General features: G+C 66.6%; 26 protein-coding genes and 1 pseudogene. 20 read left to right on the top strand and 7 right to left on the bottom strand.

From position 1 onward, the window contains the following. Positions 1-4 precede the first annotated feature (4 nt). The 4 genes from DIE12_RS24745 (at position 5) to DIE12_RS24730 (ending at position 2,997) form a co-directional block, all read left to right on the top strand. Complete coding sequence (locus tag DIE12_RS24745; RefSeq protein WP_124521249.1) at positions 5-1,039, top strand: alpha/beta hydrolase; 1,035 nt, start codon at positions 5-7, stop codon at positions 1,037-1,039. Between the two features lie 275 nt (positions 1,040-1,314). Further along, positions 1,315-1,686 carry a CidA/LrgA family protein gene (locus DIE12_RS24740; RefSeq protein WP_124521247.1) on the top strand — a complete coding sequence of 124 codons (372 nt, stop codon included), beginning with the start codon at positions 1,315-1,317 and terminating at the stop codon, positions 1,684-1,686. Beyond that, entirely contained in the window at positions 1,683-2,417 is a 735-nt protein-coding gene (locus DIE12_RS24735; protein WP_124488082.1) for an LrgB family protein, read from the top strand. The genes DIE12_RS24740 and DIE12_RS24735 overlap by 4 nt, the downstream gene beginning before the upstream one ends. Before the next feature lie 244 nt (positions 2,418-2,661). Further along, entirely contained in the window at positions 2,662-2,997 is a 336-nt protein-coding gene (locus DIE12_RS24730; protein ID WP_044847701.1) for a hypothetical protein, read from the top strand. A 156-nt stretch (positions 2,998-3,153) separates the two neighbouring features. Here DIE12_RS24730 and wrbA read toward each other — a convergent pair whose 3' ends face one another. Both wrbA and DIE12_RS24720 read right to left on the bottom strand, forming a co-directional pair. Continuing rightward, the gene (gene wrbA, locus DIE12_RS24725) at positions 3,154-3,756 is read right to left on the bottom strand and encodes an NAD(P)H:quinone oxidoreductase (protein WP_044847700.1); all 603 of its coding nucleotides are present in this window, start codon (positions 3,754-3,756) and stop codon (positions 3,154-3,156) included. 61 nt (positions 3,757-3,817) lie between these two features. Then, the gene (locus tag DIE12_RS24720; protein WP_124488081.1) at positions 3,818-4,543 is read right to left on the bottom strand and encodes a pirin family protein; all 726 of its coding nucleotides are present in this window, start codon (positions 4,541-4,543) and stop codon (positions 3,818-3,820) included. 127 nt (positions 4,544-4,670) lie between these two features. Here DIE12_RS24720 and DIE12_RS24715 point away from each other — a divergent pair, with 127 nt between their 5' ends. From DIE12_RS24715 to DIE12_RS24705, 3 genes are all read left to right on the top strand, one after another. Continuing rightward, positions 4,671-5,588, top strand: coding sequence for a LysR family transcriptional regulator (locus DIE12_RS24715; RefSeq protein WP_124488080.1), 918 nt, complete (start codon positions 4,671-4,673; stop codon positions 5,586-5,588). A gap of 103 nt (positions 5,589-5,691) precedes the next feature. Beyond that, complete coding sequence (locus DIE12_RS24710; RefSeq protein ID WP_221622570.1) at positions 5,692-6,813, top strand: Fic family protein; 1,122 nt, start codon at positions 5,692-5,694, stop codon at positions 6,811-6,813. Positions 6,814-7,132: 319 nt separating this feature from the next. Then, entirely contained in the window at positions 7,133-8,116 is a 984-nt protein-coding gene (locus DIE12_RS24705) for a lysozyme inhibitor LprI family protein (RefSeq protein WP_260427864.1), read from the top strand. Between the two features lie 226 nt (positions 8,117-8,342). Here DIE12_RS24705 and DIE12_RS24700 read toward each other — a convergent pair whose 3' ends face one another. Then, a complete protein-coding gene (locus DIE12_RS24700) occupies positions 8,343-9,554 on the bottom strand; it encodes an alginate lyase family protein (protein WP_124521284.1) in 1,212 nt (403 codons plus the stop codon). A gap of 580 nt (positions 9,555-10,134) precedes the next feature. Here DIE12_RS24700 and DIE12_RS24695 point away from each other — a divergent pair. The 8 genes from DIE12_RS24695 to DIE12_RS24660 all read left to right on the top strand — a co-directional run bounded on the left by DIE12_RS24695 (position 10,135) and on the right by DIE12_RS24660 (position 17,351). Then, positions 10,135-11,145, top strand: a complete 1,011-nt coding sequence (locus DIE12_RS24695) for an AraC family transcriptional regulator (protein ID WP_124488078.1) — start codon at positions 10,135-10,137, stop codon at positions 11,143-11,145. An 11-nt stretch (positions 11,146-11,156) separates the two neighbouring features. After that, positions 11,157-11,831, top strand: coding sequence for an NAD(P)H-binding protein (locus DIE12_RS24690; protein WP_124521241.1), 675 nt, complete (start codon positions 11,157-11,159; stop codon positions 11,829-11,831). A gap of 41 nt (positions 11,832-11,872) precedes the next feature. Further along, positions 11,873-12,817, top strand: a complete 945-nt coding sequence (locus DIE12_RS24685) for a patatin-like phospholipase family protein (protein WP_260427863.1) — start codon at positions 11,873-11,875, stop codon at positions 12,815-12,817. A 108-nt stretch (positions 12,818-12,925) separates the two neighbouring features. Further along, entirely contained in the window at positions 12,926-13,543 is a 618-nt protein-coding gene (locus tag DIE12_RS24680) for an START domain-containing protein (RefSeq protein WP_044847693.1), read from the top strand. 112 nt (positions 13,544-13,655) lie between these two features. Beyond that, positions 13,656-14,489 (top strand): oxidoreductase, encoded by an 834-nt coding sequence (locus tag DIE12_RS24675; protein ID WP_124488075.1) that lies wholly within the window; start codon positions 13,656-13,658, stop codon positions 14,487-14,489. 41 nt (positions 14,490-14,530) lie between these two features. Further along, positions 14,531-15,379, top strand: coding sequence for an SDR family NAD(P)-dependent oxidoreductase (locus DIE12_RS24670; protein WP_124551379.1), 849 nt, complete (start codon positions 14,531-14,533; stop codon positions 15,377-15,379). 452 nt (positions 15,380-15,831) lie between these two features. Next, on the top strand, positions 15,832-16,245 hold the full coding sequence (locus DIE12_RS24665) for a DoxX family protein (RefSeq protein WP_124488073.1): 414 nt from the start codon (positions 15,832-15,834) through the stop codon (positions 16,243-16,245). A gap of 161 nt (positions 16,246-16,406) precedes the next feature. Further along, a complete protein-coding gene (locus tag DIE12_RS24660) occupies positions 16,407-17,351 on the top strand; it encodes an SDR family oxidoreductase (RefSeq protein WP_124488072.1) in 945 nt (314 codons plus the stop codon). Between the two features lie 454 nt (positions 17,352-17,805). On the opposite strand, the gene DIE12_RS24655 is transcribed toward DIE12_RS24660, so the two are convergent. Then, positions 17,806-18,420, bottom strand: a complete 615-nt coding sequence (locus DIE12_RS24655) for a cytochrome c (RefSeq protein WP_124488071.1) — start codon at positions 18,418-18,420, stop codon at positions 17,806-17,808. 519 nt (positions 18,421-18,939) lie between these two features. On the opposite strand from DIE12_RS24655, the gene DIE12_RS24650 reads away from it, so the two are divergent. Then, positions 18,940-19,521 carry a hemerythrin domain-containing protein gene (locus DIE12_RS24650; RefSeq protein WP_124521235.1) on the top strand — a complete coding sequence of 194 codons (582 nt, stop codon included), beginning with the start codon at positions 18,940-18,942 and terminating at the stop codon, positions 19,519-19,521. A gap of 70 nt (positions 19,522-19,591) precedes the next feature. Here DIE12_RS24650 and DIE12_RS24645 read toward each other — a convergent pair whose 3' ends face one another. Beyond that, the gene (locus DIE12_RS24645; RefSeq protein WP_124488069.1) at positions 19,592-19,963 is read right to left on the bottom strand and encodes a DUF3564 family protein; all 372 of its coding nucleotides are present in this window, start codon (positions 19,961-19,963) and stop codon (positions 19,592-19,594) included. 196 nt (positions 19,964-20,159) lie between these two features. Between DIE12_RS24645 and DIE12_RS38730 the strand changes: the two are divergent. The 4 genes and pseudogenes from DIE12_RS38730 to DIE12_RS24625 all read left to right on the top strand — a co-directional run. Further along, positions 20,160-20,331, top strand: a pseudogene (locus tag DIE12_RS38730) (RNA-directed DNA polymerase); the annotation flags it as partial. A 366-nt stretch (positions 20,332-20,697) separates the two neighbouring features. Continuing rightward, entirely contained in the window at positions 20,698-21,027 is a 330-nt protein-coding gene (locus DIE12_RS24635) for an H-NS family nucleoid-associated regulatory protein (RefSeq protein WP_044847685.1), read from the top strand. Positions 21,028-21,253: 226 nt separating this feature from the next. Then, positions 21,254-22,501, top strand: a complete 1,248-nt coding sequence (locus tag DIE12_RS24630) for an MFS transporter (protein WP_124521233.1) — start codon at positions 21,254-21,256, stop codon at positions 22,499-22,501. A gap of 85 nt (positions 22,502-22,586) precedes the next feature. After that, positions 22,587-23,153 (top strand): DNA-binding protein, encoded by a 567-nt coding sequence (locus DIE12_RS24625; RefSeq protein WP_124521231.1) that lies wholly within the window; start codon positions 22,587-22,589, stop codon positions 23,151-23,153. A gap of 198 nt (positions 23,154-23,351) precedes the next feature. On the opposite strand, the gene DIE12_RS24620 is transcribed toward DIE12_RS24625, so the two are convergent. Continuing rightward, positions 23,352-24,428 carry a polyamine ABC transporter substrate-binding protein gene (locus DIE12_RS24620; RefSeq protein WP_409364198.1) on the bottom strand — a complete coding sequence of 359 codons (1,077 nt, stop codon included), beginning with the start codon at positions 24,426-24,428 and terminating at the stop codon, positions 23,352-23,354. A 268-nt stretch (positions 24,429-24,696) separates the two neighbouring features. Continuing rightward, on the bottom strand, positions 24,697-24,867 hold the full coding sequence (locus DIE12_RS24615; RefSeq protein ID WP_221622533.1) for a hypothetical protein: 171 nt from the start codon (positions 24,865-24,867) through the stop codon (positions 24,697-24,699). Positions 24,868-25,070 lie beyond the last annotated feature (203 nt).

The following is a 25,070-nucleotide window of genomic DNA, read 5'->3' as shown; positions in this document are numbered from 1 at the left end:
CATCATGAAGATCGTCAAGCCGCTGCTTGTCGCCGCTGCCGTTGCGGCCGCGTTGTTCAGCGCCCCCACCGCCTTTGCCGCCGGCACCGACGGCGTCCGTCCCGATACGGCGACCAGCGGGTTGCTCGCCGTGCTGAACGGCCAGAAGGGGCCGGGCCTCGAAACGCTGAGCCCCGCGAAGGCGCGTCAGGTGCTGGTCGACGCCCAGCGCGGCGCGAAGGTCGACCTGTCCGGCATCGACGTATCGAACCGCACGATCGAGCAGGACGGCCTGTCGGTGCCGATCACGATCGTGCGTCCGCAAGGAGTGGCGGGCACGCCGCCGGTGTTCATGTTTTTCCATGGGGGCGGCTGGATTCTCGGCGACTTCCCGACGCATGAGCGCCTGGTGCGCGATCTGGTGGTGCAATCGGGCGCCGTCGCGGTGTTCGTGAACTACACGCCGTCGCCGGAAGCGCATTACCCGGTCGCGATCAACCAGGCGTATGCGGCGACGAAGTGGGTCGCCGCGCACGGCGCGGAAATCGGCGTCGACGGCAGCCGCCTCGCGGTGGTCGGCAACAGCGTCGGCGGGAACATGGCGGCCGTCGTCGCGCTGATGGCGAAGGACAAGGGCGGCCCGGCGATCCGCTTCCAGGGCCTGTTGTGGCCCGTGACGGACCACGACTTCAATACCGGTTCGTACAACGCGTATCAGCAGGGGCACTTCCTGACCCGGCCGATGATGAAGTGGTTCTGGGACGCCTATACGAAGAACGAAGCGCAACGCAACGAGATCTACGCGTCGCCGCTGCGTGCGAGCACCGCGCAGTTGAAGGGATTGCCGCCCGCGCTGATCCAGGTCGCGCAGTTCGACGTGCTGCGCGACGAAGGCGAAGCGTACGGTCGCAAGCTCGACGCCGCTGGCGTCGATGCGACGACGACGCGCTACGACGGCACGATTCACGACTTCGGTTTGCTGAACGCGCTGGCCGAGGATGCGCCGACCAAGGCGGCGATGAAGGCGATGGCCAACGAAATCGCCACGCGCCTGAAGTAGGGCTGCGGGCGGCATTCGAACGGGTTCGAATGCGAACGGCGAAGCGGCGGGCTTAGGTCCGCCGCTTTCGCATGGGGAGCGGGGCGACAGGGCCGTCGAAACGCGACCCCGGCGGCCGGATCGAAGCAGCCCGATGCCGATCCCGATCGCGTGATGGCCCGCGGTGCCCGCCGCGCGCATTGTTGGTACGATCGCGCGTATCGTCCACGCCGGCGTCGCATGCCGCCGGCCCATCGGCTGCACGGTCACGCGGCCACGTTCGGGAGAAGCGGCTCATGCTGCAGGCGTTCGCGGTCTTGCTGACCTTCCAGTGTCTCGGGGAAGGGGTGTCCTACCTGTTCGGCGTGCCGGTGCCGGGCCCCGTGATCGGCATGCTGCTGCTGTTCGGTTTCGTGATGCTGCGCCCGCGGGTGGCCGACGCGATCGAGCCGACCGCGCTCGAGCTGCTGCGCCATCTGTCGCTGCTGTTCGTGCCGGCCGGCGTCGGCATCATGGTGTCGGCCGACCGCGTGCGCGGCGATGCGCTGGCGGTCGTCGTCGCGCTGGCGGCGAGCACGTCGCTTGCGATCGCCGTGACGGCGCTCGTCACGCGCGCGTTGCTGCGGCGCCAGCGGCGCGCGGACGGTGCGGCGGAGGGCACGCAATGACGGCCTTCCCGAAACTCGGCGCGATCTGGGTCTACCTCGCCGCGACCCCGCTGCTCGGCCTGACGATCACGCTGATTGCCTACCTGGTTGCGCAGGCCGTCTATGCGCGGGCGCGCTTCAACCCGCTCGCGAACCCGGTGCTGATCGCGGTCGCGCTGATCGTCGTGCTGCTGACGATCACGCACACGCCGTATCCGACGTATTTCGAGGGCGCGCAGTTCGTTCACTTCCTGCTCGGCCCGGCGACCGTCGCGCTGGCGCTGCCGCTGTACCGCCAGTGGTCGAAGCTGCGGCGCGCCGCGGTGCCGCTGCTCGTCGGGCTGCTGGCGGGCTCGCTGACCGCGATCGTGTCGGCGGTCGGCATCGCCGCGCTGTTCGGCGCGTCGCACCAGACGATCGCGTCGCTCGCGCCGAAATCCGCGACCACGCCGATCGCGATGGCCGTCGCGCAGGAAATCGGCGGAATTCCGTCGCTGACCGCCGTGCTGGTGATCTCGACCGGCATTTTCGGCGCCGTGTGCGCCCGTGCGATCCTGAACGCGCTGCGCATCGAGGAGCCGGCCGTGCGCGGTTTCGCGCTCGGCGTCGCGTCGCACGGGATCGGCACCGCGCGCGCGTTCCAGGTCAGCGAGGAGGCCGGCGCGTTCGCGGGCCTCGGGATGGGGCTGAACGGCGTGCTGACCGCATTCGTCGTGCCGATCCTGCTGCCGGTGCTGTCGCGCTGGATCTGAGCGGTGCAGGGCAGCGGCGGCGAGCGATGCTATCGGTTTCCCTGATGACCGAGCCCCCCGCGCCGGCCCGCCGGGCGCCTGCCGCGGATGTATCGTGGCCGTTATCGGGAGAATTCAGGAACCGGCACGGACATTTGTGCAGCGATCGGCTAACGTTGCATCGGCGCCGTGGCGGCACGCCGACGTCCGTCGCGTGCGGGCCGGCGTTCGACCCACATCCAACAATCGACAAGGAGAACCGGTCATGACGAAGTCTCGCGTGGTTTCGGTGGCAGTGGCAGTAACGGCGTCGTTCGGTCTGCTGTTGACCGCAGCGCCGGCGGCATATGCGCAGGATCCGGCGTCCGCGCCCATTGAGAATCCGGCATCCGCACCGACGCAGAAGCAACTCGACAAGGCGCAGAAGAAAGCTGCCCGCAAGGCAGCGCGCGCGCGTCACGCGAAGGACCTGAAGGCGATCGGCACGGGCACCGGCTACCGGCTCACCAACGACCAGAGCAACTATCCGCAGAACGCGGTGGAGAAGGCGCCCGCGACGAAGGCGGCGCCGGCGCCGGCCGCGCCTGCATCGGGCCAGTAACGGCCGCAAACGGCTGCAGGCGGCCGGCAAGGGCCGACGTTGGTTCAATGAAAAACGGCGCCGGGTTCGACCGGCGCCGTTCGCTCGTGTGTGTGCCGCGCAAGCGCCACGCGCCGCGGCCCCGGGGCTTCCCGGCACGCGCGGCATTCGTTCGCGTTACGACGCGAGCTTCGCGGCGAGTTCCGCGACGTGCTTGCCCTGGTAGCGCGCGATGTCGAGTTCGTTCGCGCTCGGCTGACGGCTGCCGTCCGCGCCCGCGAGCGTGGTCGCGCCGTACGGCGTGCCGCCCGTGATCTCGTTCATGTTGACGAGCCCGCTGCACGCATAGGGCACGCCGACGATCACCATCCCGTGGTGCAGCAGCGTCGTGTGGAACGACGTGATGGTGGTTTCCTGGCCGCCGTGCTGCGTGCCGGTCGACGCGAACACGCTGCCGATCTTGCCGACGAGCGCGCCCTTCATCCACAGGCCGCCGGTCTGGTCGAGGAACGTGCGCATCTGGCCGGCCATGTTGCCGAAGCGGGTCGGCGTGCCGAAGATGATCGCGTCGTAGCCCGCGAGTTCGTCCACGGTGGCCACGGGGGCGGCCTGGTCGACCTTGACGCCGATCGCCTTCGCCTGGTCGGCGGGAATGGTTTCCGGCACGCGCTTGAGCGTGACCTCGACGCCGGGCACCGATTGCGCGCCTTCCGCGACGTGCTGCGCCATCGTTTCGACGTGCCCGTAGGACGAGTAGTAAAGAACGAGTACCTTGGCCATGTTGCGAATCTCCGATTAAGAAGGCCCCGCCTTCAGCGGGGCCCGAGGTTCCAAGCAGGCGTCATGCCCACTCGGCCGTCACTTCGACCGGACGCAGGTCGAATACCAGCACTTCCGCATCCTTGCCGTCGGCGAACGTCAGCGCCTGTTCGTCGCGGATGCGCGCGCCGTCGCCTTCGCCGAGCGTCACGCCGTTGACCGTCACGCTGCCGCGTGCGACATGCACGTAGGCGAAGCGGCCCGGTGCCAGTTCGAGCGTGGCGCGCTCGTCGCCGTCGAACAGGCCCGCGTAGATCCGCGTGTCCTGGCGGATCTTCAGCGAACCGCCGCTGCCGTCGGGCGACACGATCGGCGTGAGCTTGCCGCGCTTGTCGGCTTCCGCGATGTTCGTCTGCTGATAGCGCGGCTCGGCACCCTTCTCGGACGGTCCGACCCAGATCTGCAGGAAGTGGACGGGCGTCTCGTGCGAGTGGTTGAACTCGCTGTGACGCACGCCGGTACCCGCGCTCATCAACTGGACGTCGCCCGGCACGATCACCGACCCGGTGCCCATCGAATCCTTGTGCTCCAGCGCACCGTCGAGCACGTACGACAGGATTTCCATGTCGCGGTGCGGGTGCGTGCCGAAGCCGCGGCCCGGCGCGACGCGGTCGTCGTTGATCACCAGCAGGTCGGAGAAGCCGACTTGCTTGGGATCGTAGTAGTTCGCGAAAGAAAACGTGTGACGGGAGCTGAGCCAGCCATGCTCGGCACGGCCACGTTGGTTTGCTGCACGAGTCTCGATCATGATTTTTTCCTGGATGTCGCCGGACCTCGGAAGTGGGCCCGGCCGTTCGTTGAGATGAATCTTAGGTCAATCTATTTGACAAATAAATGGCCGTAGAGATAATGACTGTCGCTATGGAGTGGACAATATGGAACTCAACGACCTCAGGATCTTCGTCGCGACCGTCGATGCCGGCAGCTTCACGGCGGCGGCCGACCAGCTGATGCTGTCCAAGCAGTTCGTGAGCCGGCGCACGATGGCGCTCGAGGCGTCGCTCGGCGTGCGTCTGCTGCATCGCAACACGCGCAATCTCGCGGTCACGGAATCGGGGCAGGAGTTCTATGCGCGCGCGCAGCGGATCCTCGCCGAGGTCGCCGACGCCGAGCAGGCGATGTCGGTGCGCAGCACCGAGCTGCACGGCTCGCTGAAGATCAGCGCGCCGCTGTCGTTCGGGATCACGCACGTGTCGCCGCTGATCGCGGAATTCCTGTCCGCGCATCCGGCCGTGCGGCTGAACGTCGACCTGACCGACCGGCGGGTCGACCTGATCGGCGAGGGCTTCGACCTCGTGCTGCGGATCGGCACGCTCGAGGATTCGACGCTGATCGCGCGAGCGCTCGGCGCGTGGCAGATGATCGCGTGCGCGAGCCCCGCTTACCTGAAGCGGCACGGCGCGCCCGCGACGCCGGCCGACCTCGGCGGCCATACGTGCCTGATGTACGGGCGCGAGCGGCGCGTCGGCTGGGAATTCCGGGTCGACGGGGTGGCGCGCACCTTCGACGTGCAGGGGCCGCTCGTCGCGAACAACGGCGAAGTCGTGCGCGACGCGGCGATCGCGGGGCTCGGCATCGCGCTGCTGCCGCATTTCATCGTCGGCGCGGCGCTCGACAGCGGCGCGCTCGTGCCGGTGCTCGACGCGTACGCGCCGCCGCCGATCACGCTGAACGCGGTGTTTCCGCAGCACCGTGAAGGATTCGTCACGCTGCGGACGTTCATCGGGTTTCTGGCCGAGCGGCTGGGGAAGGCCGTGCCGGCGGCGAACGGCGGCGCGGACCGGCGGCGGTAGAGGCGCGGGCGTGCGGCGCGTGCGGTGAATCGAAGCGTAATCTCCGCAGGATTTGCGGAGATTGTTGAGTCATGCGGTGAATCGGTGGGATAATCTCCGCATCATGAGCGGAGATTACACCTTCATCTGGCAGTCGTCCGACTGGCCCGCCTGGCGCTTCGACCTCCCGGCACTCGCGACGTCACTGGCCGATGTCAGCCGTGCGCAAGGTGCGCTGGCCGGAAGACTGGCGGATGTCGGCCTCGCACTGCGCGATGAGGCCAGCCTGGCCGCATTGACGGAGGATGTCGTCAAGACCAGCGCAATCGAGGGCGACAACCTGAACGTCGCATCGGTCCGATCATCGATTGCGCGCCGGCTCGGCGTCGATATTGGGGCGCTGGCGCCGGTTGATCGCCATGTCGAGGGCGTGGTCGACATGGTGCTGGACGCGACGGCCCGTTCGGCGGAGGCGGTGACCGAAGCCCGGCTGCGCGGGTGGCATGCGGCGCTTTTTCCGACCGGCTATTCCGGGATGTCGCGGATCACCGTCGGCGCGTGGCGTATGGATGCGAGCGGGCCGATGCAGGTGGTGTCCGGGCCGATCGGCCGGCAACGCGTGCATTTCGAAGCGCCGCCTGCCGCGCGCCTGCCGAACGAGATCGAGCGCTTCCTGCGGTGGTTCAATGCGACGCCGGTCGAGCCCTTGCTGATCCGGGCCGGCCTGGCCCACCTGTGGTTCGTCACGCTCCACCCGTTCGACGACGGCAACGGCCGTATCGCACGCGCGCTCGGGGATCTGGTTCTGGCGCGCGCTGATCGGAGCCCGCAGCGCTTCTATAGCCTGTCGGCGCAAATCCAGCGCGAGCGCAATGCGTATTACGACGTGCTGGAGCGCACGCAGCGCGGTTCGCTGGACGTCACGGCATGGCTCGCGTGGTTTCTGGATGCGCTGGGTCGGGCCGTCGATCACGCGCACACGACGCTCGATGCGGTTCTGGTCAAGGCGCGCTTCTGGCAGCGATGTGCGGGCCTCGCGATGAACGAACGTCAGGTCAAGGTGATGAATCGCCTGCTCGATGGTTTCGAAGGGAAGCTGACCACCAGCAAGTGGGCCGCCCTCGCGAAGTGCTCGCAAGACACGGCGCTGCGTGATATCGAGCAGCTCGTCGCGCGCGGTGTCCTGCATCGCTCGTCGTCCGGTGGCCGGAGCACGAGTTACGAACTGGTGCCATTCGACGGCTGACGGCTGACGCGTGCTTGCGCTGCCGGCGTTCGCGCGTGTCGCCATCACGGCGTGCACATGCAAGGCCGAGGCATCGTGCGCGTGATCGGTGTGGATGGCGCGCCCGGTTCGGGTTACGCTTCGGCGGGCGGGGCGAGTGCCGCATGCCGCGCCGGGCATTTTTACCTCGAACGTTGCGGGCATGGCGTTTCTACAGGCCCGCGAACCAGCGACGATCCAGGCCATGACAACCCAGAACCGATCGAGTGCTCGCGCCGGCGAGCGAGGGCAAGCCGCGCTTCGCGGCCGGCATGCGTGGAGCGTGAGCCCGCGAGCCGCCATGATGTTGGCAATACTGACGATCGCGCCGATGGCCGCGCAGGCGGCCGGCTTCGACTGCGCGAAAGCCGCTTCACCGACCGAGAAGACGATCTGCGCGGACGCCGGGCTGTCGTCGCTCGACGGCCAGCTGGCGGCGGTGTGGAAGAACACGCTCGCGAAAGGCGGCGATACCGCCGCGCTGAAGGCGGCGCAGTTGAAATGGCTCAAGCAGCGCGATCGCTGCGGCAACGATGCATCGTGCCTCGGCGATCGCTATCGCGAGCGGCTCGCGAGCCTGAACGGCGCGCCGCTTGCGGCCGACCGCTGGCAACAGACGTGGTATCGCGACAGCGACAACCCGTCGTTCGGCGGCGTGCTGACGTTTACCGGCACGGCACCGCGTCTGCACTTCGAACTGAGCGGCAACAATGGCGCGAATACCGGCGGACTCGGCGGCGATATCGACCTGCACGGCGACCGCGGCACGTTTCGCCAGGATCGATGCCGGCTCGATTTCAGCCGCAAGGGCGGCCGCGTGCAGGTCGCGCAGCAGGGCGGCGATGCCGATTGCGGCGCCGGTGCGGGCGTCGTGTATTCGGGCGAGTACGTGACGGCGTCGAAGGCGCAGGCGAGCCAGGCGGCTGACCTCGTGACGCTGAAGGTGCTGGCCGACGCGCACCAGAACGCGATCGCACATACGCTGCTCGGCGCCGACTATCAGACGCTCGTCGATACGATCAACACCAGCGCGAACGAGCAGGATCTTGACGGCCTGAACGCCGACGTGAAGTCGTACTGGGTGCGCGGCATCGCGACGACGAACGCCGCGATCGTGATGCGCCGGGGCACAGAGTTGTGGGTCGGGCTGCTCGTGTTCGATGCCCATGACAAGGTGCGCATGCGCTACTACTCGAACGTGCCGGCGTGGAAAAAGACCGTGCCGAAGACCATTCGCGCCTGGCACGACAATCTCGACAAGACGCTGCCGATCGATTTGATGTGATTCGGCGGGCCGCTGCGCCAGGCGTGACGAGGCCCTGGTCTTGGGCCAACGCGCTTCGCAATCGACGGCCGGCCACCCTGGCAACTGTCGTCAAGCTCGGCCGTGATGCGAGCGGCATCCTGCAAGACGTCTACACCGGAAGCGATCTACCTTTGCTGTCTCGGGGTGGGGCAAATTCGGCGGCGAACCGTGGGTTCACGATTCGCTGATCGCGGACAGCTGCCCGTCATTCGAGCGTATACGTCAGCGTGCCATATCCCAGTTGATCGAAGCCGCCGCTGTTGGGACCATAGTCGCCACCGCCGCCTTCCGGCGCGACCTTGCGGGCAAAGGCCTCCACGTCCGGCGCGGAGAGCCCTTTCAGCACGACGTAGTGGTTATAGACGAGTGCCCAGACAGGGCGCTCGTTACCGCGCGAATTCGGCGAGATGACGGGCTGCGTGACGTCGCTGTTCGTGTATTGCGTGTAAGGCACGTCCCTCCCGAGGTTGTATCGAGCGGCGTATTCCGCTGCGCGCAGGAACCGGTTGTCGTCATATCCGTAAAGATCGTCTCCCTGGCTCCAGGCCATCTGGCAGAACGCCCCGAGCAGCGCAATATCGAGCATGGCATGCCCCTGGTCGCGCCCGCTTTCCTGCAGCTGACCCAGCCCGTCCGGATACAACTTCCACACCACGTGTTCGATCGAGCCGTTGCCGGCGCCGTGCCTGAAATAGTCGACCGCTTCGGCGTAGATGTCGGGGCGATCGGTCAGGATCCCGATCGCCAGCATGGATGCCATGTTGGCGAGATCCCAGTTGGCCCAGTAGTGGTCGATCCTTGCGCCGTTGTGCCGAACCAGGAAGTCGTGGTTCATGGGATAGAACACGCCGAGCATCATCGACTGGAAGCGCCGGAAGTCGTCGGCGCGCCACAGGGGAGAGGTGCGCAGGATTTCGCCCGCGTTCGCCAACTGGTAGCCGTAAATACCGGAAGCCAGGAACTTGTCGGAACTGCCGCCGATCGTCGTCAGCGTGCGCGACCACGCGTTCAGGACTCCTATCGCGTGTTGCGCGTAGGCGTCGTCGCCGGTGATCTTCCACCGAAGTGCCAGCGCGTAGGCCGCGGCGGCATCATTGAAGAGCGTCGCGTAATTTTCCGGGTGGTCGGGGTTTCGGCCGCGATAGATGGCCGGCTGCGGATTCGGCTTCCAGTCGAGCGAAGCATGCCGATTGGCAACCAGGCGTTGCCAGCCGTCGAACCAGGGCTGCCGCCGCGCGGCGACGTTCTCGCGCATGCGCGTGAAATCGCGCTCCGTATGCAGCAGCCCGGGGTGGACAAAAGGCGCGCCGGCCGTCCGGGCGCCGGGCACGGTCTTCAGTTGCGTGCCGGTGGGCGACCGAGATGAAACGGTCGCGTCGGCAGGGTGCTGCGCCACGGCGGCGCACGCGCCCAGCATCACCACGCAAAGAACCGGGAGCGCGGCTGCTGTTCGCAAGGACGGACGAAATGCCATATGGCTCCGATAATGGTTGCGCGGTCTTGCCGAAAAAGAACCGGCATGGATTCGAACCGGGACCGTCGCACGATGAACGGGCCGCGGGGAGAAAGCTGCCTTGCCGAGTATGAACGGTCATCGCGACGCGGCGGTTGACAGTCGTTCGGATGCTTCGCATGCCCTTGGTACAGGCGTTGCTGAAAAACGGCGTCCCGATGTTTCGACACAAGTCGTGTCGATCGCCGAAGGCCGAAACGCGACCGAAACGCGGCGTCGCGCGGCCTGGTCGCCATTCGAGCGGCGGAGGTCGCCTGACCGGCATTCCCGACAGGTCTCGAGGGCATGCGTCGAAGATGCCGGGGCCGTGTCCCTGCCTTGCGTGCGCCTGCCCGCTATCTCTTGTGCAACTGCCGCCCCCATCGAATGTCACATCCTGCGATCGATTTGGCGCGCATTGCATGTGTCCGATCGCGGTTCAACAGCTAAGCTGTTACCGCACACCGGATCACGTCCGGCCATCATCGACCTTTGGTGCACACCCATGGCACGCAACCTCACTTTCTCTCTGGATATCGCATGGCGCACGCTGCTGAAGGACTTCGGCGTGCAGGCCGACCACGTGCTGCGCAGGGCGCGTCTGCCTGAAGACCTGTTTCATCGCGCAGATCGCGGGCTCGACACGGACGAGTACTTCCGCTTCTGGCGCGCGCTGGAGCTGGAAGCGAACGACCCCATGTTTCCGTTGCGCCTCGTCGAGATGGTCTCGGCCGAGGTATTCGATCCGCCGCTGTTCGCCGCCCTGTGCAGTGCCAACCTGATGCAGGCGGTGCAGCGCCTGGCCAAATACAAGCAACTTGTGGCGCCCATGAGGCTCGAGGTCGACGTGGATGAGGCCGGATCGCTGACGGTGTCGCCGCGCTGGTTGTCGGTGCAGACCGAGTTGCCCTATTCGCTGCAGGTGGCCGAGGTCGCGTTCTTCCTGCGGCTGGCTCGCCTGGCCACACGCGAGCCCGTGCGGGCATTGCGGGTGGCCCTGCCCCAGCTTCCGCCCGCCAGCTGTGCGCCGCGCTACCAGCGCTTCTTCGGCGTGCCCGTTCAACGTGGCGAGCGTCCGGCCATTACCTTTGGCGCCACCGATGCCCTGCGCCCGTTCCTGACCGTGAACGAAGGCATGTGGCGCGTGTTCGAGCCCGAACTGCGCCGTCGGCTCAGCGAACTGGACGCCACAGCCACGATGGCCGAGCGCGTGCGTGCGGTGCTGCTGGAGCTGCTGCCCGGCAACACGGCCACCATCGAGAAAGCCGCCGAGCGCCTGGGGCTCAGCAAGCGCACGCTACAGCGCCGCCTCGAAGACGAAGGGGAGAATTTCCGCTCGCTGGTGAACACCACCCGGGAAAGTCTTGCCCGCCACTACCTCGGGAGCACGACGATGACTGCCGGCGAAATCGCCTTCCTGCTTGGTTTCGAGGATCCCAACTCCTTTTACCGCGCCTTCCTGGAATGGACCGGGCAGACGCCGGATACCGCGCGCAATGCGATGCGCCTGAACTGAGAACGACACTCATGACCCTGGAAGAGAAACAACGCAAAGTGCTGCTGGCAGGTGCCACCGGACTCGTGGGCGGCCTGATGCTGAAGGCCCTGCTGGCCGACCGGACGGTCTCGGAGGTCCATGCGCTGAGCCGCCGCCCGCTGGCTGTGCGCGACCCCAGGCTCCAGGTCCACCAGGTGGATTTCGGCTGCTTGCCCGCGCTTGCGCAGGTCGACGAGGTGTACCTGTCCATGGGCACCACGATCAAGGTGGCCGGCAGCAAGGCGGCCTTCCGCGCGGTGGACTTCGATGCCAACCTGGCCGTGGCGCAGGCCGCATTTGCGGCGGGCGCGCGGCGCGTGGGGCTGGTCAGCGCCGCAGGGGCGAATGCCCGGTCGTCCATGTTCTATACCCGCGTCAAGGGCGAACTGGAAGATGCGCTCAAGGCCATGCCCTTCACGGCGCTGGTCATCGCGCAACCTTCGCTGCTGCTGGACTACCGGGACGGCCTGGGCCAGGCCACGCGGTACGGCGAGATCATCGCGATCCCCGTCGCCAGACTGCTCGCGCCGATCCTGCCCGGCGCCTACAGGCCCGTACACGCCGAGGCCGTTGCCCAGGCGCTGGTACGAACCGTTCCCACGTCCCGGGGCGTGGTGATTCTGCCTTCTGCCGAACTGGCCCGGCTCGGCGCCGCGCAGAATTGAGCGGGATGGGAACGCGTTGGCTGCGCGCAGGCTTGCCTTGGATGCTGGCGGTCAGCCTGCTGAGCGCATGTGTCGGCGCGCCGAAGCGGGCGCGGCCCGGCTTCGAGGGCCTCTGGCTGGTCGACGGCGTCTTGCAGGCGCCAGCGGCCGTGCCGCCTGTCGCACCGCTTGCCGCCAGACCCCGGTTGGCCCTCGTGCTGGGTGGCGGGGGGCTGCGCGGCTTTGGGCACGTCGGCGTGTTGCAGGCGCTGGAAGAAGCCGGCATCCGCCCGGATCTGGTCGTGGGCACCTCCGTCGGCGCCATCATCGGCGCGGCCTATGCGTCGGGCCGCTCGCCCGGCCAACTCTGGCAGCAGGCCAACAGCATGCGGATGCGCGCGCTGGTCGATGTTGCCCTCGGCGGTCCCGGCTTCGTCAAGGGCGAGGCGCTGGCAAGCTGGGCCAACGGCCTGGTTGGCGGGCAAGCCATCGAGCGCTTCCCGGTGCGTTTCGCCGCCGTCGCCACGGACCTCGACCAGTCCCGGCCCTACGTGATCACGCGAGGTGACGCCGGCCAGGCACTGCGTGCGTCGGCCGCGATTCCCGGCGTGTTACTGCCGGTGCAGGCCGGCGGCCACCTGCTGGTCGATGGCGGCGTCGCCGCACTGGTGCCGGTGCGGGCAGCGCGTGCGCTGGGCGCCGACGTCGTGATCGCAGTGGACATCTATTGCCACGGACCGCAATACCCCTCCAGTTCGGCGGTGTCGATGTGGTTGCGTGTGTCGCAGGCACAAAGCTGCTTGCTCTCGGGTCCGGAGGCCGCGTCGGCCGACGTGCTGATCGCTCCGCCGATCGCGCCCGCGGGCATGGACGATGCCGAGGGCCGGGAAACGGCACGGCGCCTGGGCTACGAGGCTGTCGTCGCGCAATTGCCTGCCATCCGGTCGGTCTTGCAGCGCCACGGCCTTGCAGCCCAGGTTGCACAGGCGCGAACGAAATCGCCCTGAGCCGCGTTCAGGCTGGCGCCGATCGCCATCCCTCTGGCGCGCGTGGCGAGTTCGCTGCGCAGCGTGGCCCTCTATGGTGAAGGCATCTTCACTCCATGAGGTTTCGCGATGATCGCCCGACGCAATCTTCTTTCCGCCGCCCTGCTGATTGGGCTGCTGGCCAGCCAGACGACCTTCGCGCAGGACGGCTGGTCGCTCGCCAGGCAGGCCGATGGCATCAGGGTCTACGTGCGCAACGTCGACGGATCGCCGCTGCGCGAATTCCGCGGCGAGGTGCAGATCCGGGCTACCCCCGATGACGTCGTCAAGGTGCTGCGTGACGCCGATGCCTACCGTCAATGGATGCCCGACGTGGCCGCATCCGAACTGCTCAAGGCCACCGACACCGAGCAGTTCCATTACCTGGACAACAAGGCGCCCTGGCCGGTCTCCAACCGCGACGGCATCTACCACTTCACCTACACGAAGGCCGGCGACGGCGCGGTCACCGTGCGCGTGGAGGCGGTCCCCGACTACCTGCCGTTGCGCGAGGGCAAGGTGCGGATTCCGCAGGCCAAAGGTCAGTGGAAGCTGGTGCCCGACGCCGAGGGTGTGAAAGTCACCTACCAGATGCATGCATCCCCCGGCGGCGCCATTCCCGACTGGCTGGCCAACCGGACAGTGGTCGACACGCCGTACGGGACGCTCAAGGCACTGCGCAGCCGTGTGCAGGAGGCCGGCCGATGAACATCGCGCCCCGTGCGGCGGCGCGGATCGCAAGCCGTTTGGCACATGACGCGAGGCAAGCGGCCTGCTTTTCCTGAAAAGCTAGCGGCAATTCAACAAAACGAGGTGCGACATGTCCACCACAGGAAAGAGAAAAACGGCCTTGGTCACCGGCGCATCGTCAGGCATGGGCAAGGCCATTGCCCAGCGTCTGATCAAGGACGGCTATCGGGTCTATGTCGCTGCACGCAGTGTCGACAAGATGGACGACCTGGCGCGACTCGGCGCCGAGCCGCTGCGCATGGACCTCTCCAGGGACGACGAGATCGTCGATGGCGTCAAGTTCATCCTGTCCCGGACGGGCGGGGTGGACGTGCTGGTCAACAACGCGGGCTTCGGCCTGTATGGGCCGGTCGAGGAAATCGGCATCGACGAGGCGCGCTACCAGTTCGAGGTCAACCTGTTCGGCGCCGCGCGGCTCACGCAACTCCTGCTGCCGGCCATGCGGGCCAGGCGTTCGGGATACATCGTCAACATCACCTCGATGGGCGGCAAGATGTACAGCATCCTGGGGGCCTGGTACCACGCGACCAAACACGCACTGGAAGGCTGGTCGGACTGCCTGCGCCTGGAAGTGGCCGAGTTTGGCATCAAGGTCGTGATCGTCGAACCCGGCGTGATCGAGACGGGTTTCGGTGATGCCGCCACCGACAGCATCGTCAAGCGTTCGGCCAGCGGCCCGTACGGCCGCCTGGTGCAGATGGTGGCCAAGTCGATCAAGAACACATACGGACACGGCACCGGTAGCGATCCGCGCGTGATCGCGGACGTGGTCTCCAAGGCCGTCTCCAGTCGCAAGCCGCGCACGCGCTATGCGGCCGGCAAGTTCGCCAAGATGCTGATCCGCATGCGCGTCTGGCTAGGCGACCGCATGTTCGACCGCATCATCCTCAGTCAGACGCGCTGACAGACCGTACGGCTTTTTTCCCCAACATGGAGGTATGCGATATGACATCGAAAGTCTGGTTCATCACGGGCGCCGCACGCGGATTCGGGCGCATCTGGGCAGAAGCCGCACTCGCGCGCGGCGACAGGGTGGCTGCAACGGCCCGCAACGCCGGCTCACTGGACGTGCTTGCGGAGCGCTATGGCGACCGCGTACTTCCCCTGGCCCTGGACGTGACCGATGCGCAGCAGGTTGCGGACGCAGTCACGCAGGCGCACCAGCATTTCGGGCGACTCGACGTGGTGCTGAACAACGCCGGCTACGCGTTGGTCGCCGCCATCGAAGAAGCCACGGTCGACGACGTGAAAGCCGAATTCGAGACGAATTTCTTCGGTGCGCTGCGCGTCATCCAGGCTGCGCTGCCTGTCCTGCGCAGCCAGCGCAGCGGGCATATCCTGGGCGTCTCCAGCGTGGCGGGCATCGTGGCCGATCCCACTTCCGGCTTCTACAACGCCTCCAAGTGGGCGCTGGAAGCCCTGCACGACAGCCTGGCGCAGGAAGTCGCCAACTTCGGCATCAAAGTGACGCTGATCGAGCCCGGTGCCTACGCGACCGACTTCGCGAGTCCCGCGTCCCTGAAGATCTCCGAGGGGCTGGAGGCCTACGCCGCGCTGCGTCAGCAAGCGTTCGCGCGGGGTGCGGCCATGGAATTCGGCGAACCGCAGGCCACGGCGCAGGCCGTGCTGCAGGTCGTCGATACGGACAAGCCGCCGTTGCGTCTGTTCCTGGGCACCGAGGGCATGCCCGTCGTGCGTGCCGCCTATGCGGCGCGACTGGCCGAGTGGGAGCAATGGGAGGCCGTATCGAATGCGGCCCAGGGCATCTCGATCCGCCAGGCCATCGTCACCTGAGGTCATGCCGTGGCCGGTGCCATCGGCATGTCCGGCGGGCGCCGTCCGGCGTATTCGCGGGCCGAGGGGGCTTCGACGCTGCGCTGGCCGGGCCCCCGCCGATCTCCGGCTGCCCTTGCATGGAAGGGAAAGCCGCGATAGCCCTTTCGTGTGCGATGCCCCGCCGGTCGCCTATGACGCGTTTGTTACGTGACAATTGTCCACCAAATCGAGACAGCCAATCTTGTTGTGACGGATTGATGATTTCCGGTGAGACAGTAGACTGCACTCGTGCTTCGCCAGAACCGTTCGGCAGCGCGCCACGACGGCGCGACCGGACGGATTCTTCGGCAGCGGGCCGGCCGGCCCGCGGTTCGATCGTGCGAGGCGGGTTCGTTGTCGATCCGTGGGTTCGCCATTGTGGCGGACGTCGGCACCGAATGCGTCAAAACCGTCAAATCAAGGTGATTGCTATGCGTTACGTTTCGCTGGAGTCGAAGAAGGACGAGCTGCTGCTGGCGGCTCGCGTGCTGCTGATGATCCTGTTCGTGCTGTTCGGCTGGCAGAAGCTGAGCGGCTTCTCGGGCACGGTCGCGTACATGGCGTCGACGGGTGCGCCGTCGCCGGAGCTGTCGGCGGTGATCGCGGTGGCGGTCGAGCTGTTCGGCGGCGCGCTGATCGCGGTCGGCTTCTATACGCGTCCGCTCGCGCTGGTGTTCGCGGTCTATACGCTCGCGACCGCGTTGATCGGGCATCGCTACTGGGCGCTGCAGGGCATGGACCAGTACCTCGCGATGATCAACTTCTACAAGAACATCAGCATCATCGGCGGGCTGCTGTTGCTCGCGGTGAGCGGGCCGGGGCGGTATTCGTTCGACCGGAAGTAAGCGGGCGCGAGAATTCGTGCTGCACGACGGGCCCGGTGCGTGGAAGCGCACCGGGCCCGTGTTTCATCATCCGCTCGTCGTCGACGGGCGAGCGAAATCGACATCGGTTGCCGGTTCTCGTATAGATTGGGGCCCCTCGTCCCCTTTCATCGTTGGCTACCGTGTCGCACCCGACCATCCTTCTCATCGGCGCGTCCGGCCTGCTCGGCCGTGCGGTTGCCGCATCGTTGTCCCGCGCAGCGTCGCTGACGCTCGTCGCAACCATCCGGAACCCGGACACCGCGGGCGCACGGCGCCTCGCATTGCCGCCGGAAAACATCGTCCGACTCGACGTGCTCGATCAGCCGGCACTCGAACGTCTGTTCGACACGCGCCGCCCGGCCGCGGTGATCATCTGCGCCGCCGAGCGCCGCCCGGACGTCTGCGAACGCGACCCCGCGGCGGCGCGCGCGATCAACGTCGACGCGCCGGCGCGCATCGGCGCGCTTGCCGCGCGCTACGGCGCGTGGACGCTCGGCATCTCCACCGACTACGTGTTCGACGGCAAGGCCGCACCGTACCGCGAAGATGCCGTGCCGAACCCGCTGAACATCTACGGCCGCACCAAGCTGGAAGGCGAGGCCGCGTTGCTCGCCGCGTCGCCGCTTGCCTGCGTGCTGCGCCTGCCGTTGCTCTACGGCCCGATCGTCGACTGGCGCGAGTCGGCCGTCACGAGCCTCGTGCCGGCGATCGTCGCGTCCGCGCGAGCGGGCGCGGATGCGGTCGGCATGGACGCGTGGGCGATCCGCTATCCGACCTACACGCCGGACGTGGCGGACGTGATCCGCGACCTGACGCTGCGCCAGCTCGCGGGTTCGCCGGTCACGGGTATCCGTCATTGGTCGGGTGAGGAACCGATGACGAAGTACGACATCGCGCAACGGATCGCGGCCGCGCTCGGCATCGACGCCGCGCTCGCGCGGATCGACACGCCGGCCGATGCGACGCCGCGTCCGTACGACTGCCATCTGGATGCATCGCGCGTGCGCGCACTCGGGATCGATCATGTGACACCGTTCGCGACGGGGCTGCAAGCCGTGTTGCGCGACGCACCGCCGCTGCCGTAAGCGCGGCGCGCCGCAATGCCGCAACGTGTGGCAGCGGTCGGCGCCGGGGCGCGGCTGGACGTTACACCGCGCAACATTCCCGTTTGGGGGAAGCGTCCGGGCCGCAAGGCGGCCCGTCCGGTTCGCCGATACCCTGGCGCATTCGAAAAATCACGCGAGCAAGCGAGAGCCGATCGCGGCGTGTCTTCGTATCGGATGCGATCGCGCGCGCGACCTCGTGCGTGCCCGTTCCCGACCGATTGCTTTCCGGCCGCGTTGCCGGACGAAGCGAAACGTTACGTCATCCATATCGATGTCGACACGTTCCATGCGCCGTGGCTCGGGACGAGCGCAGCTATCGGGGTTGATCGTGTCACCTGTCATCGTGGTTGCGTCCGCAACTGTGGGTTGCGGACGCAATCGTGGATCGATTCAGCAGTGCCGGCGACGTGCGGAGGATTTCGCGCTTACGACCCTACTGCGATTCGAGCCATGTGGCGACCGCATTGGCGTCGTCGGCATCCAGCGTATGAGCAACGGCTGTCATGACGGGGGAATTGGCACGTGTCTCGTTCTTGAAGAACTCGATCTGCCGAAGCAGATAGTTCACGTGTTGTCCGGCAAGCCGCGGGAACGCGCCGGCACCCTGGCCCTGCGGGCCATGGCACGACGCGCATGCCGGGGTCCCCCGGTGCGGTACGCCATGCTCGAAAATATCTTTCCCCCTGGCCATCAGCGCGGCGTTGCCTGCCTTGCCATGCACCGGTTCCTGATGCGAGTAATAGGCTGCAAGCGATGCAATCGTCGCATCGTCGAGCCGCGACGCAATACCCCACATATACTCGCGCGCATGCGTCTCGCCCCGCGTGTGCTCGCGGAAGCCCTTGAGCTGCACAGTGAGATATTCCGGTGTCTGGGCGCTTAAGCGCGGGAACATGGGTGATTCGCTGTGTCCCCGTGCACCGTGGCAAGTGGCACAGACCTGCCGAGCCAGTTGCTCCCCGTCCTCGGCGCGTGCGTGCGACGGGACGCCGCCGATCGCGATGACGATCGGTAGCAGTGACATTGGCAAGAAAAACATCTTGTTCATCTTTCTTTGCTTCCAGTCGAACCGCGGTACAGCCAAACAGCCGGTATCGGTCGCTTGCGTTGGTATCGATGTCTTCCCTGGCGGCCTCATGCTTGCGTAGCGATACTGAATACAGTGTGAGAGCGCCGGAGACGGATATCTTGATTGAAGTCAAATACGAGTGTATTTTGCCGCTCGCCGCGGGTGCTTTGCCGGTCCATCGCAGTCGCCCATCTTTCACACGATCGCGCTGACGGCGGAGCGCATCCGGACCTCGAAAACCAGGTGCCGGATCGATGACAAGCACGAGCGATTCAGTCGGCAGGGCACCTGTTCGAATCGGCCGACGCATGCCGACTTCGCGCGTTGCCGGGCCGGCACACTCTTTGATCTCCCTCAAGGCCGTCGCGTCGGCACACTTTGATGTCGAGCCGCAGCGGACCAAGATGGAAATTGTGGGCACTGGCTGACGGGCTCGCCGAGCAAGCGAGTCGATCGAGCGATCGCCAGTGCATTCCGCCTGTTTCCGTGAGGTCTGGTATGTCGTCGTTGGGGCCGCGGGCCGCGATCACCGTCATCCTCCGTGAGCACGAGCGGCTGTCTGCCGTCGTCGAGGGCATGCGGCGCTATGTCCATCTGCTTGCGGCTGGCAAGCCCGTTCCGGGTCTCATGGTGTTCCGGGCGATGCTCTATTACATTCGAGAGTACCCCGAGCAGATACATCATCCGAAAGAGGAGCGCTACCTGTTTGCACCATTGCGGGATGTGGCCTCCGAATTCGACGGCGTGATCGACGAACTGGAGACTCAGCACGCGCGAGGTGACGGGATGTTGACCAATCTCGAACACGCGCTCACCCGGTACGAGTTGAAGGGGGCGCCCGCATTAGCGGCACTGGTGGCGCTGGTGGATGAATATGCCGAGTTCTATTCGGATCACCGGTTTACCGAGGAGACGCTGATTTTGCCGGCCGCGAGACGTTTGCTGTCAAACGAGGACTGGGCGGAACTTGACCTCGCCTTCGGAGCCAATCGCGATCCATTCGACGGGGTCAAGCTCGAAGCCGATCTCGGCAAGCTGTTCTCGATGATCGTCAATGCGATTCCGGAAACGGAAGATTAGCGGTTCGCGCGTGGGTCTGGGCCGAGGCTCTCTACCGAGCCAGGATGCCGGCTCCGTGTGTGCGACGCGCTCAGCGTGCGTCGTCTGCAAACAGCCGGTGCTCGGGTTCGGCCTGCTCGGTATCGAGACATTGCACGCGCCAGCGACCGGCATCCGGCGCGTGATGGGCATGCGGGTACCAGCGTGCCATGCCGGATGCGCCGACACTTGGCGCTTCGGCATTGCCGGACGCGAAGCCGTCAAGGACGATGAGCGGACGGCTGGCATCGGGCACGGCAAGCCGGATGCCGTCGCCGGTCCGGGCAAGCGTCCCCCATGAGGGCATTGCCATCGCGTAGTGGCCTTCACACGACCACTTTTGCTCGTCGAAATCAAGCCAGACGATCGCATACGCCGACGGGCCGGCATGCGCGAACGTGTCGAGATGAACGGTGATGCGCATGGTGGATTCCTGTGATGAGTGACTGCCGACATCCGGTGAGAGGGCATGGGTCCAGTCTAGGTTTGGCCGTGCGGCCGGCCTTGACGCACGTCAACCGGTCAAGCGGCATGACGGCCATCGACGATCGCTGGCTCGACGACTTCCGTCGTGGTTTTCTCGTGACGCTGACGACAAGCGTCGCGGCGGCTGCCTCCTGATCCTGACCAACTGCATCCGCCACGGGCCGGCGTCGCGGAACCCGCGCCGCGCATCCGGATTTCCGCGGACATCTGGCCGGACGCGTCGGCCATGCAAGCGCGCTGAACGCCGCGCGCGGTCCGAAGCTGCATGCGCGGATCGCGCGGGACGGGTGCCGCTTCGGCACGTGAAACGCCGCGCCGGCGTCGAGGCTCGCGGGCCAAGGCCGGCGAGTGTGCGCCGGACCGCAAAAGTCCTCGAACATGACGGATGCGCACTGCTATCATTCGCGCCATGCCGCGCCTGTGCCAGGGTGCGGCGCCAGGCGGCGAGGAGGTCGCCGCCGAAGGCTCGCCGCGCGTTCGAACGCGGCGCGTCAGGTGTTGCGTGCCGATGTCATGCGGTTTTCGACGATGGTGTTGCGTTCGGCACACTTCGAAACCCTTACAGATGCCGGCAAACGATTCACACATCGCAACACAGATTGGCGGAACTTCGTGATAGGTTCTGCCATCGGAGGTTTTTTGAATAAAAACATGCCCAAAGAGGATGAATACATGACCCAGGCTCTGCAGGAACTCGAAGCACAACTTCGGGACCTGAACATCAAGCTGTCGGAAGCCAAGCAGAAGGAGAAGCAAGCCGCACTGGCGGCATTCAGGGAGCAGGTCCAGCTGTTGGGCATCTCGCAGCAGGAAGTGCTGAGCGCCCTCGGCTACATCGTCCAGCGAAAACGCAAGGCGCCTGCCAAGTATTACGATCCGACGACCGGCCGCTCGTGGTCGGGCCGCGGCCCGCGACCCAAATGGCTCGAAGGCCGGGATCTCGATACGCTGCTCGTCGACCGCGAGGCCAAAACCTGGTGGCCCGGGGACGATCAGGGCTGAGTCAGCACCGCGCCGGCCTCACCACTCCCGTTTCATCCCGTTCTTTCGGTGTCCCAGCCTGCTGCGGGATCGCCGGCTTCAACATTTTTCAAATTCATTACCGCCGCTGCCCGCTTCCGTTCCCGGAAGCGGGCAGCGCGGCGCTTTCTGCGTGCGCCCGTGCACGGGCCCGTCATGCGCGGGAACAGGCTTTAGAATGTCGCCCGGACATTTCCGGCGGGACACCATGGCAGCAAACATGAAATCTTCGGCGCTCGACGATCCGGCGGCGCCGCGCGGCGGGCAGGTCGGGGCGTACGCGTGGAAGGCGCTGGCCGGCTCGGCGATCGGCTACGCGATGGACGGCTTCGACCTGCTGATCCTCGGCTTCATGCTGCCGGCGATCACCGCGGCTTTGCAGCTGACGCCCGGGCAGGGCGGCGCGCTCGTCACGTGGACGCTGATCGGCGCCGTCGCGGGCGGCATTTTGTTCGGTGCCCTGAGCGACCGCTACGGCCGTGTGCGCGTGCTGACCTGGACGATCATGCTGTTCGCGGTCTTCACCGGCCTGTGCGCGTTCGCGCAGGGCTTCCGGGACCTGCTCGTGTATCGCACCATCGCGGGCATCGGCCTCGGCGGCGAATTCGGCATCGGCATGGCGCTCGCGGCCGAAGCGTGGCCGGCGAGCAAGCGGGCGCGCGTGTCGTGCTACGTCGCGCTCGGCTGGCAGGCCGGCGTGCTGCTGGCCGCGCTGCTGACGCCGCTGTTGCTGCTCCATATCGGCTGGCGCGGGATGTTCGTGGTCGGCGTGTTGCCCGCACTGCTCGCATGGGTGCTGCGCAACCGGCTGCACGAGCCGGAAGTCTTCGTGCGGCGCGCGACGCAGCCGCGGGCCAACGCGTTCCGGATGCTCGTCGCCGACGCGCACACCGCGCGCACGAGTCTCGGCATCGTGATCCTGTGCTCGGTCCAGAACTTCGGCTACTACGGGATCATGATCTGGCTGCCGACCTTCCTGTCGAAGCAGATGGGCTTCTCGCTGACGAAGTCGGGGCTGTGGACCGCGGTGACCGTCGTCGGGATGATGATCGGCGTCTGGACCTTCGGGCAACTCGCCGATCGTATCGGCCGCAAGCCGACGTTCCTGCTGTACCAGCTCGGCTCGGTCGTGACGGTCATCGCCTACGCGCACCTGTCGGACCCGACGGCGATGCTGTGGGGCGGCGCGCTGATGGGGATGTTCGTCAACGGGATGGTCGGCGGCTACGGCACGCTGATGTCCGAAGGTTATCCGACCGCCGCGCGCGCGACTGCGCAGAACGTGTTGTGGAATATCGGCCGTGCGGTCGGCGGCTTCGGGCCGGTGGCGGTCGGCGCGCTGGCCGCGCGCTACTCGTTCCAGACGGCGATCGCGCTGCTCGCCGGCCTCTACGTGCTCGACATGGTCGCGACGCTGTTCCTGATCCCCGAGCTCAAGGGCGTCGAACTCGAATGACGATGCGCGGCGCGTGGCCGGGTTTCGCAGCCCGGTGCCGCGCCGCGGTTCAATTCAACGATTCATCACATCACCGGAATACATGATGCAACGCAACCACCGAACAATCGGCGTGATGGGCTCGGGCAAGGAACCGTGGCTCGCGTTTTCCGAGCCGCTCGGCGCATGGCTCGCGCAGGCCGGCTTCAACCTGCTGACGGGCGGCGGCCAGGGCGTGATGCTGGCGGTCGCGCGCGCGTTCGCCGGCGTGCCGGGGCGGGCCGGCCGGTCGATCGGCATCCTGCCGACGCAGGCCGATCCGCACGCGGGCTTCGTGCCGCTCGACGGCTACCCGCATCCGTTCGTCGAGATCCCGATCCTCACGCCGCTGCCGCGCCGCGAACCGGGCGCCGATCCGCACACCATCAACCGGAACTACGTGAACGTGCTGAGCAGCGACCTGATCGTCGCGCTGCCCGGCGGGCACGGGACCGCCGAGGAGATCGCGCTGGCGCAGCACTGGCGCAAGCCGCTCATCTGCCTCGGGCCCGACGGCGCGTTTCGCGAGCTCGCCGCGGGCGCGACATGCACGTCGTCGCTCGACGACGTGATTCGCTTCATCGACGCAGCGTTCGCGGCGGCGTTGCCGCATGCGGAGCCGGCGCAGCGATAGTGCAGCCGCGGCCGGGCATCAGTCGCCGGGTGCGGGTGCCGACGGCGGCTGGTCGTGCAGCCGGTCGGGCACGGCCCGTTCGGATCGGCGGTCGTGCATCCGCGGCCGTTTTCCCGAACAGCGGATGATCGTCGCGGGAGCGCGTCGGTGCGTGCCGGCGATCTGTCGGGGCGGCCCGACTGGGCCGCCCCGTGCTGGTCAGCGCCCCGTCTTCAGTTGCGCCCACAACCTGTTCTGAAGCCGGCGAATCTCGGGCGGCATCGGCTTGAGCAGCGTCATCTTGCTCAGCACCTCGTCGGCCGGATAGACCGACGGATCGCGCGCGATCGCGGGCTTCACGAACTGGCGCGCGGCCTTGTTCGCGGTCGGGTAGAACACCGCGTTGGTGATCCCCGCGTTGACCTTCGGGTCCTGCAGGTAGTTGATCCATTTCAGCGCGGCATCGCGGTTCGGCGCATCCTTCGGGATCACCATCATGTCGAACCACAGCAGCCCGCCTTCCCGCGGATTCGCGAAGCGGACCTCGTACGGACGCTTCGCTTCCGCCGCACGGCGATGCGCGATGCCGACGTCGCCGGAATAGCCGAACGACACGCACAGGTCGTTGTTCGCGAGATCGTTGATGTAACCCGACGAGTTGAACTGCGTGATGTACGGGCGCACCTTCTTGAGCACCTCGTACGCGGCGCGGTAATCGGCCGGAATCGTGCTGTTCGGATCCTTGCCCATGTACTGCAGCGTCGCGGCGAACACGTCGACGGCCTGGTCGAGGAACGATACGCCGCAGCTCTTCAGCTTCGCCATGTTGGCCGGGTCGAACACCAGCGCCCAGCTGTCGACCGGCGCCTTGTCGCCGAGCGCCTTCTTCACCGCCTGCACGTTGTAGCCGATGCCGTCGGTGCCATACGCCCACGGCACGCCGTACTGGTTGCCCGGATCGGCATCGGCGACCATCTTCATCAGCAGCGGGTCGAGGTTCGACAGGTTCGGCAGCTTCGTCTTGTCCAGCGGCTGGTAGACGTTTGCCTGGATCTGCTTGGCCATGTAGTTCGACGTCGGCACGACGATGTCGTAGCCGGAGTTGCCCGACAGCAGTTTCGCCTGCAGCGTGTCGTCGCTGTCGTAGTTGTCGTAGCGCACGTGCAGGCCGGTCTGCTTCTGGAAATTCGGAATCGTGTCCGGCGCGATGTAGTCGGACCAGTTGTAGATGTTCAGCTCGCCGGCGGCCTGGGCGTGCGTAGTGACGAAGGAGGCGATGCCCGCGACGGACATCATGGCGGCGGTTGCGATGGTGCGGCGAAGGGTGCGGAGTTGCATGGCTTGTCGTTCGTATCGGGAGGCTCGGCGGTTGGCTGCTCGCCGCGCCACGGTTCAAGGGATGGACGTGTGCAACCGGCCGGCGCTCGAAACGAACGCCGGCGGTGCATGATGATCAGGAGTCGGCTCGGCCTGCGAAGCGAATCGTGAGGGCACGCAACGCGAGCCGACCCTGTCGCGAGTCACGCGACACGATGCGCAGGTCGAACGGAACGGAGGGGGCGCGCTAAGGCAGCAGCGACGCCACGTCGTCGGTGTGGATCGCGACGTATGCGCGCGCGGCGACGGCGTTGTGACGGCGGACGGAACGGCGGGACAGGATGGTGTAGATCGACAGATGCAGGCGAGGACTTTGCCGGCGGTCACTGTCGCCGGTGGACGAGATCGATGCACGCACGTTGCGCGCATCGCCTCGTCTCCACCGCACCAGCGGGCCACGGATTCTCACGATTGCTCTCGACCGGGTTGTTGAAAGTATTGAACACCCGGCGACTCGCGGACGCTGGCCGTTTCACATGTCGATCGCCGCATTTGCCGCGCGGCGGCAGCGGGACCGTCAAGCAAAACGAAAGCATGATGCAAAGCGAAATCGCCGAAACA

Source organism: Burkholderia sp. Bp9015 (genome assembly GCF_003853505.1).
Classification (GTDB): Bacteria; Pseudomonadota; Gammaproteobacteria; order Burkholderiales; family Burkholderiaceae; genus Burkholderia.
This window is presented reverse-complemented; position numbering and strand designations above follow the sequence as displayed.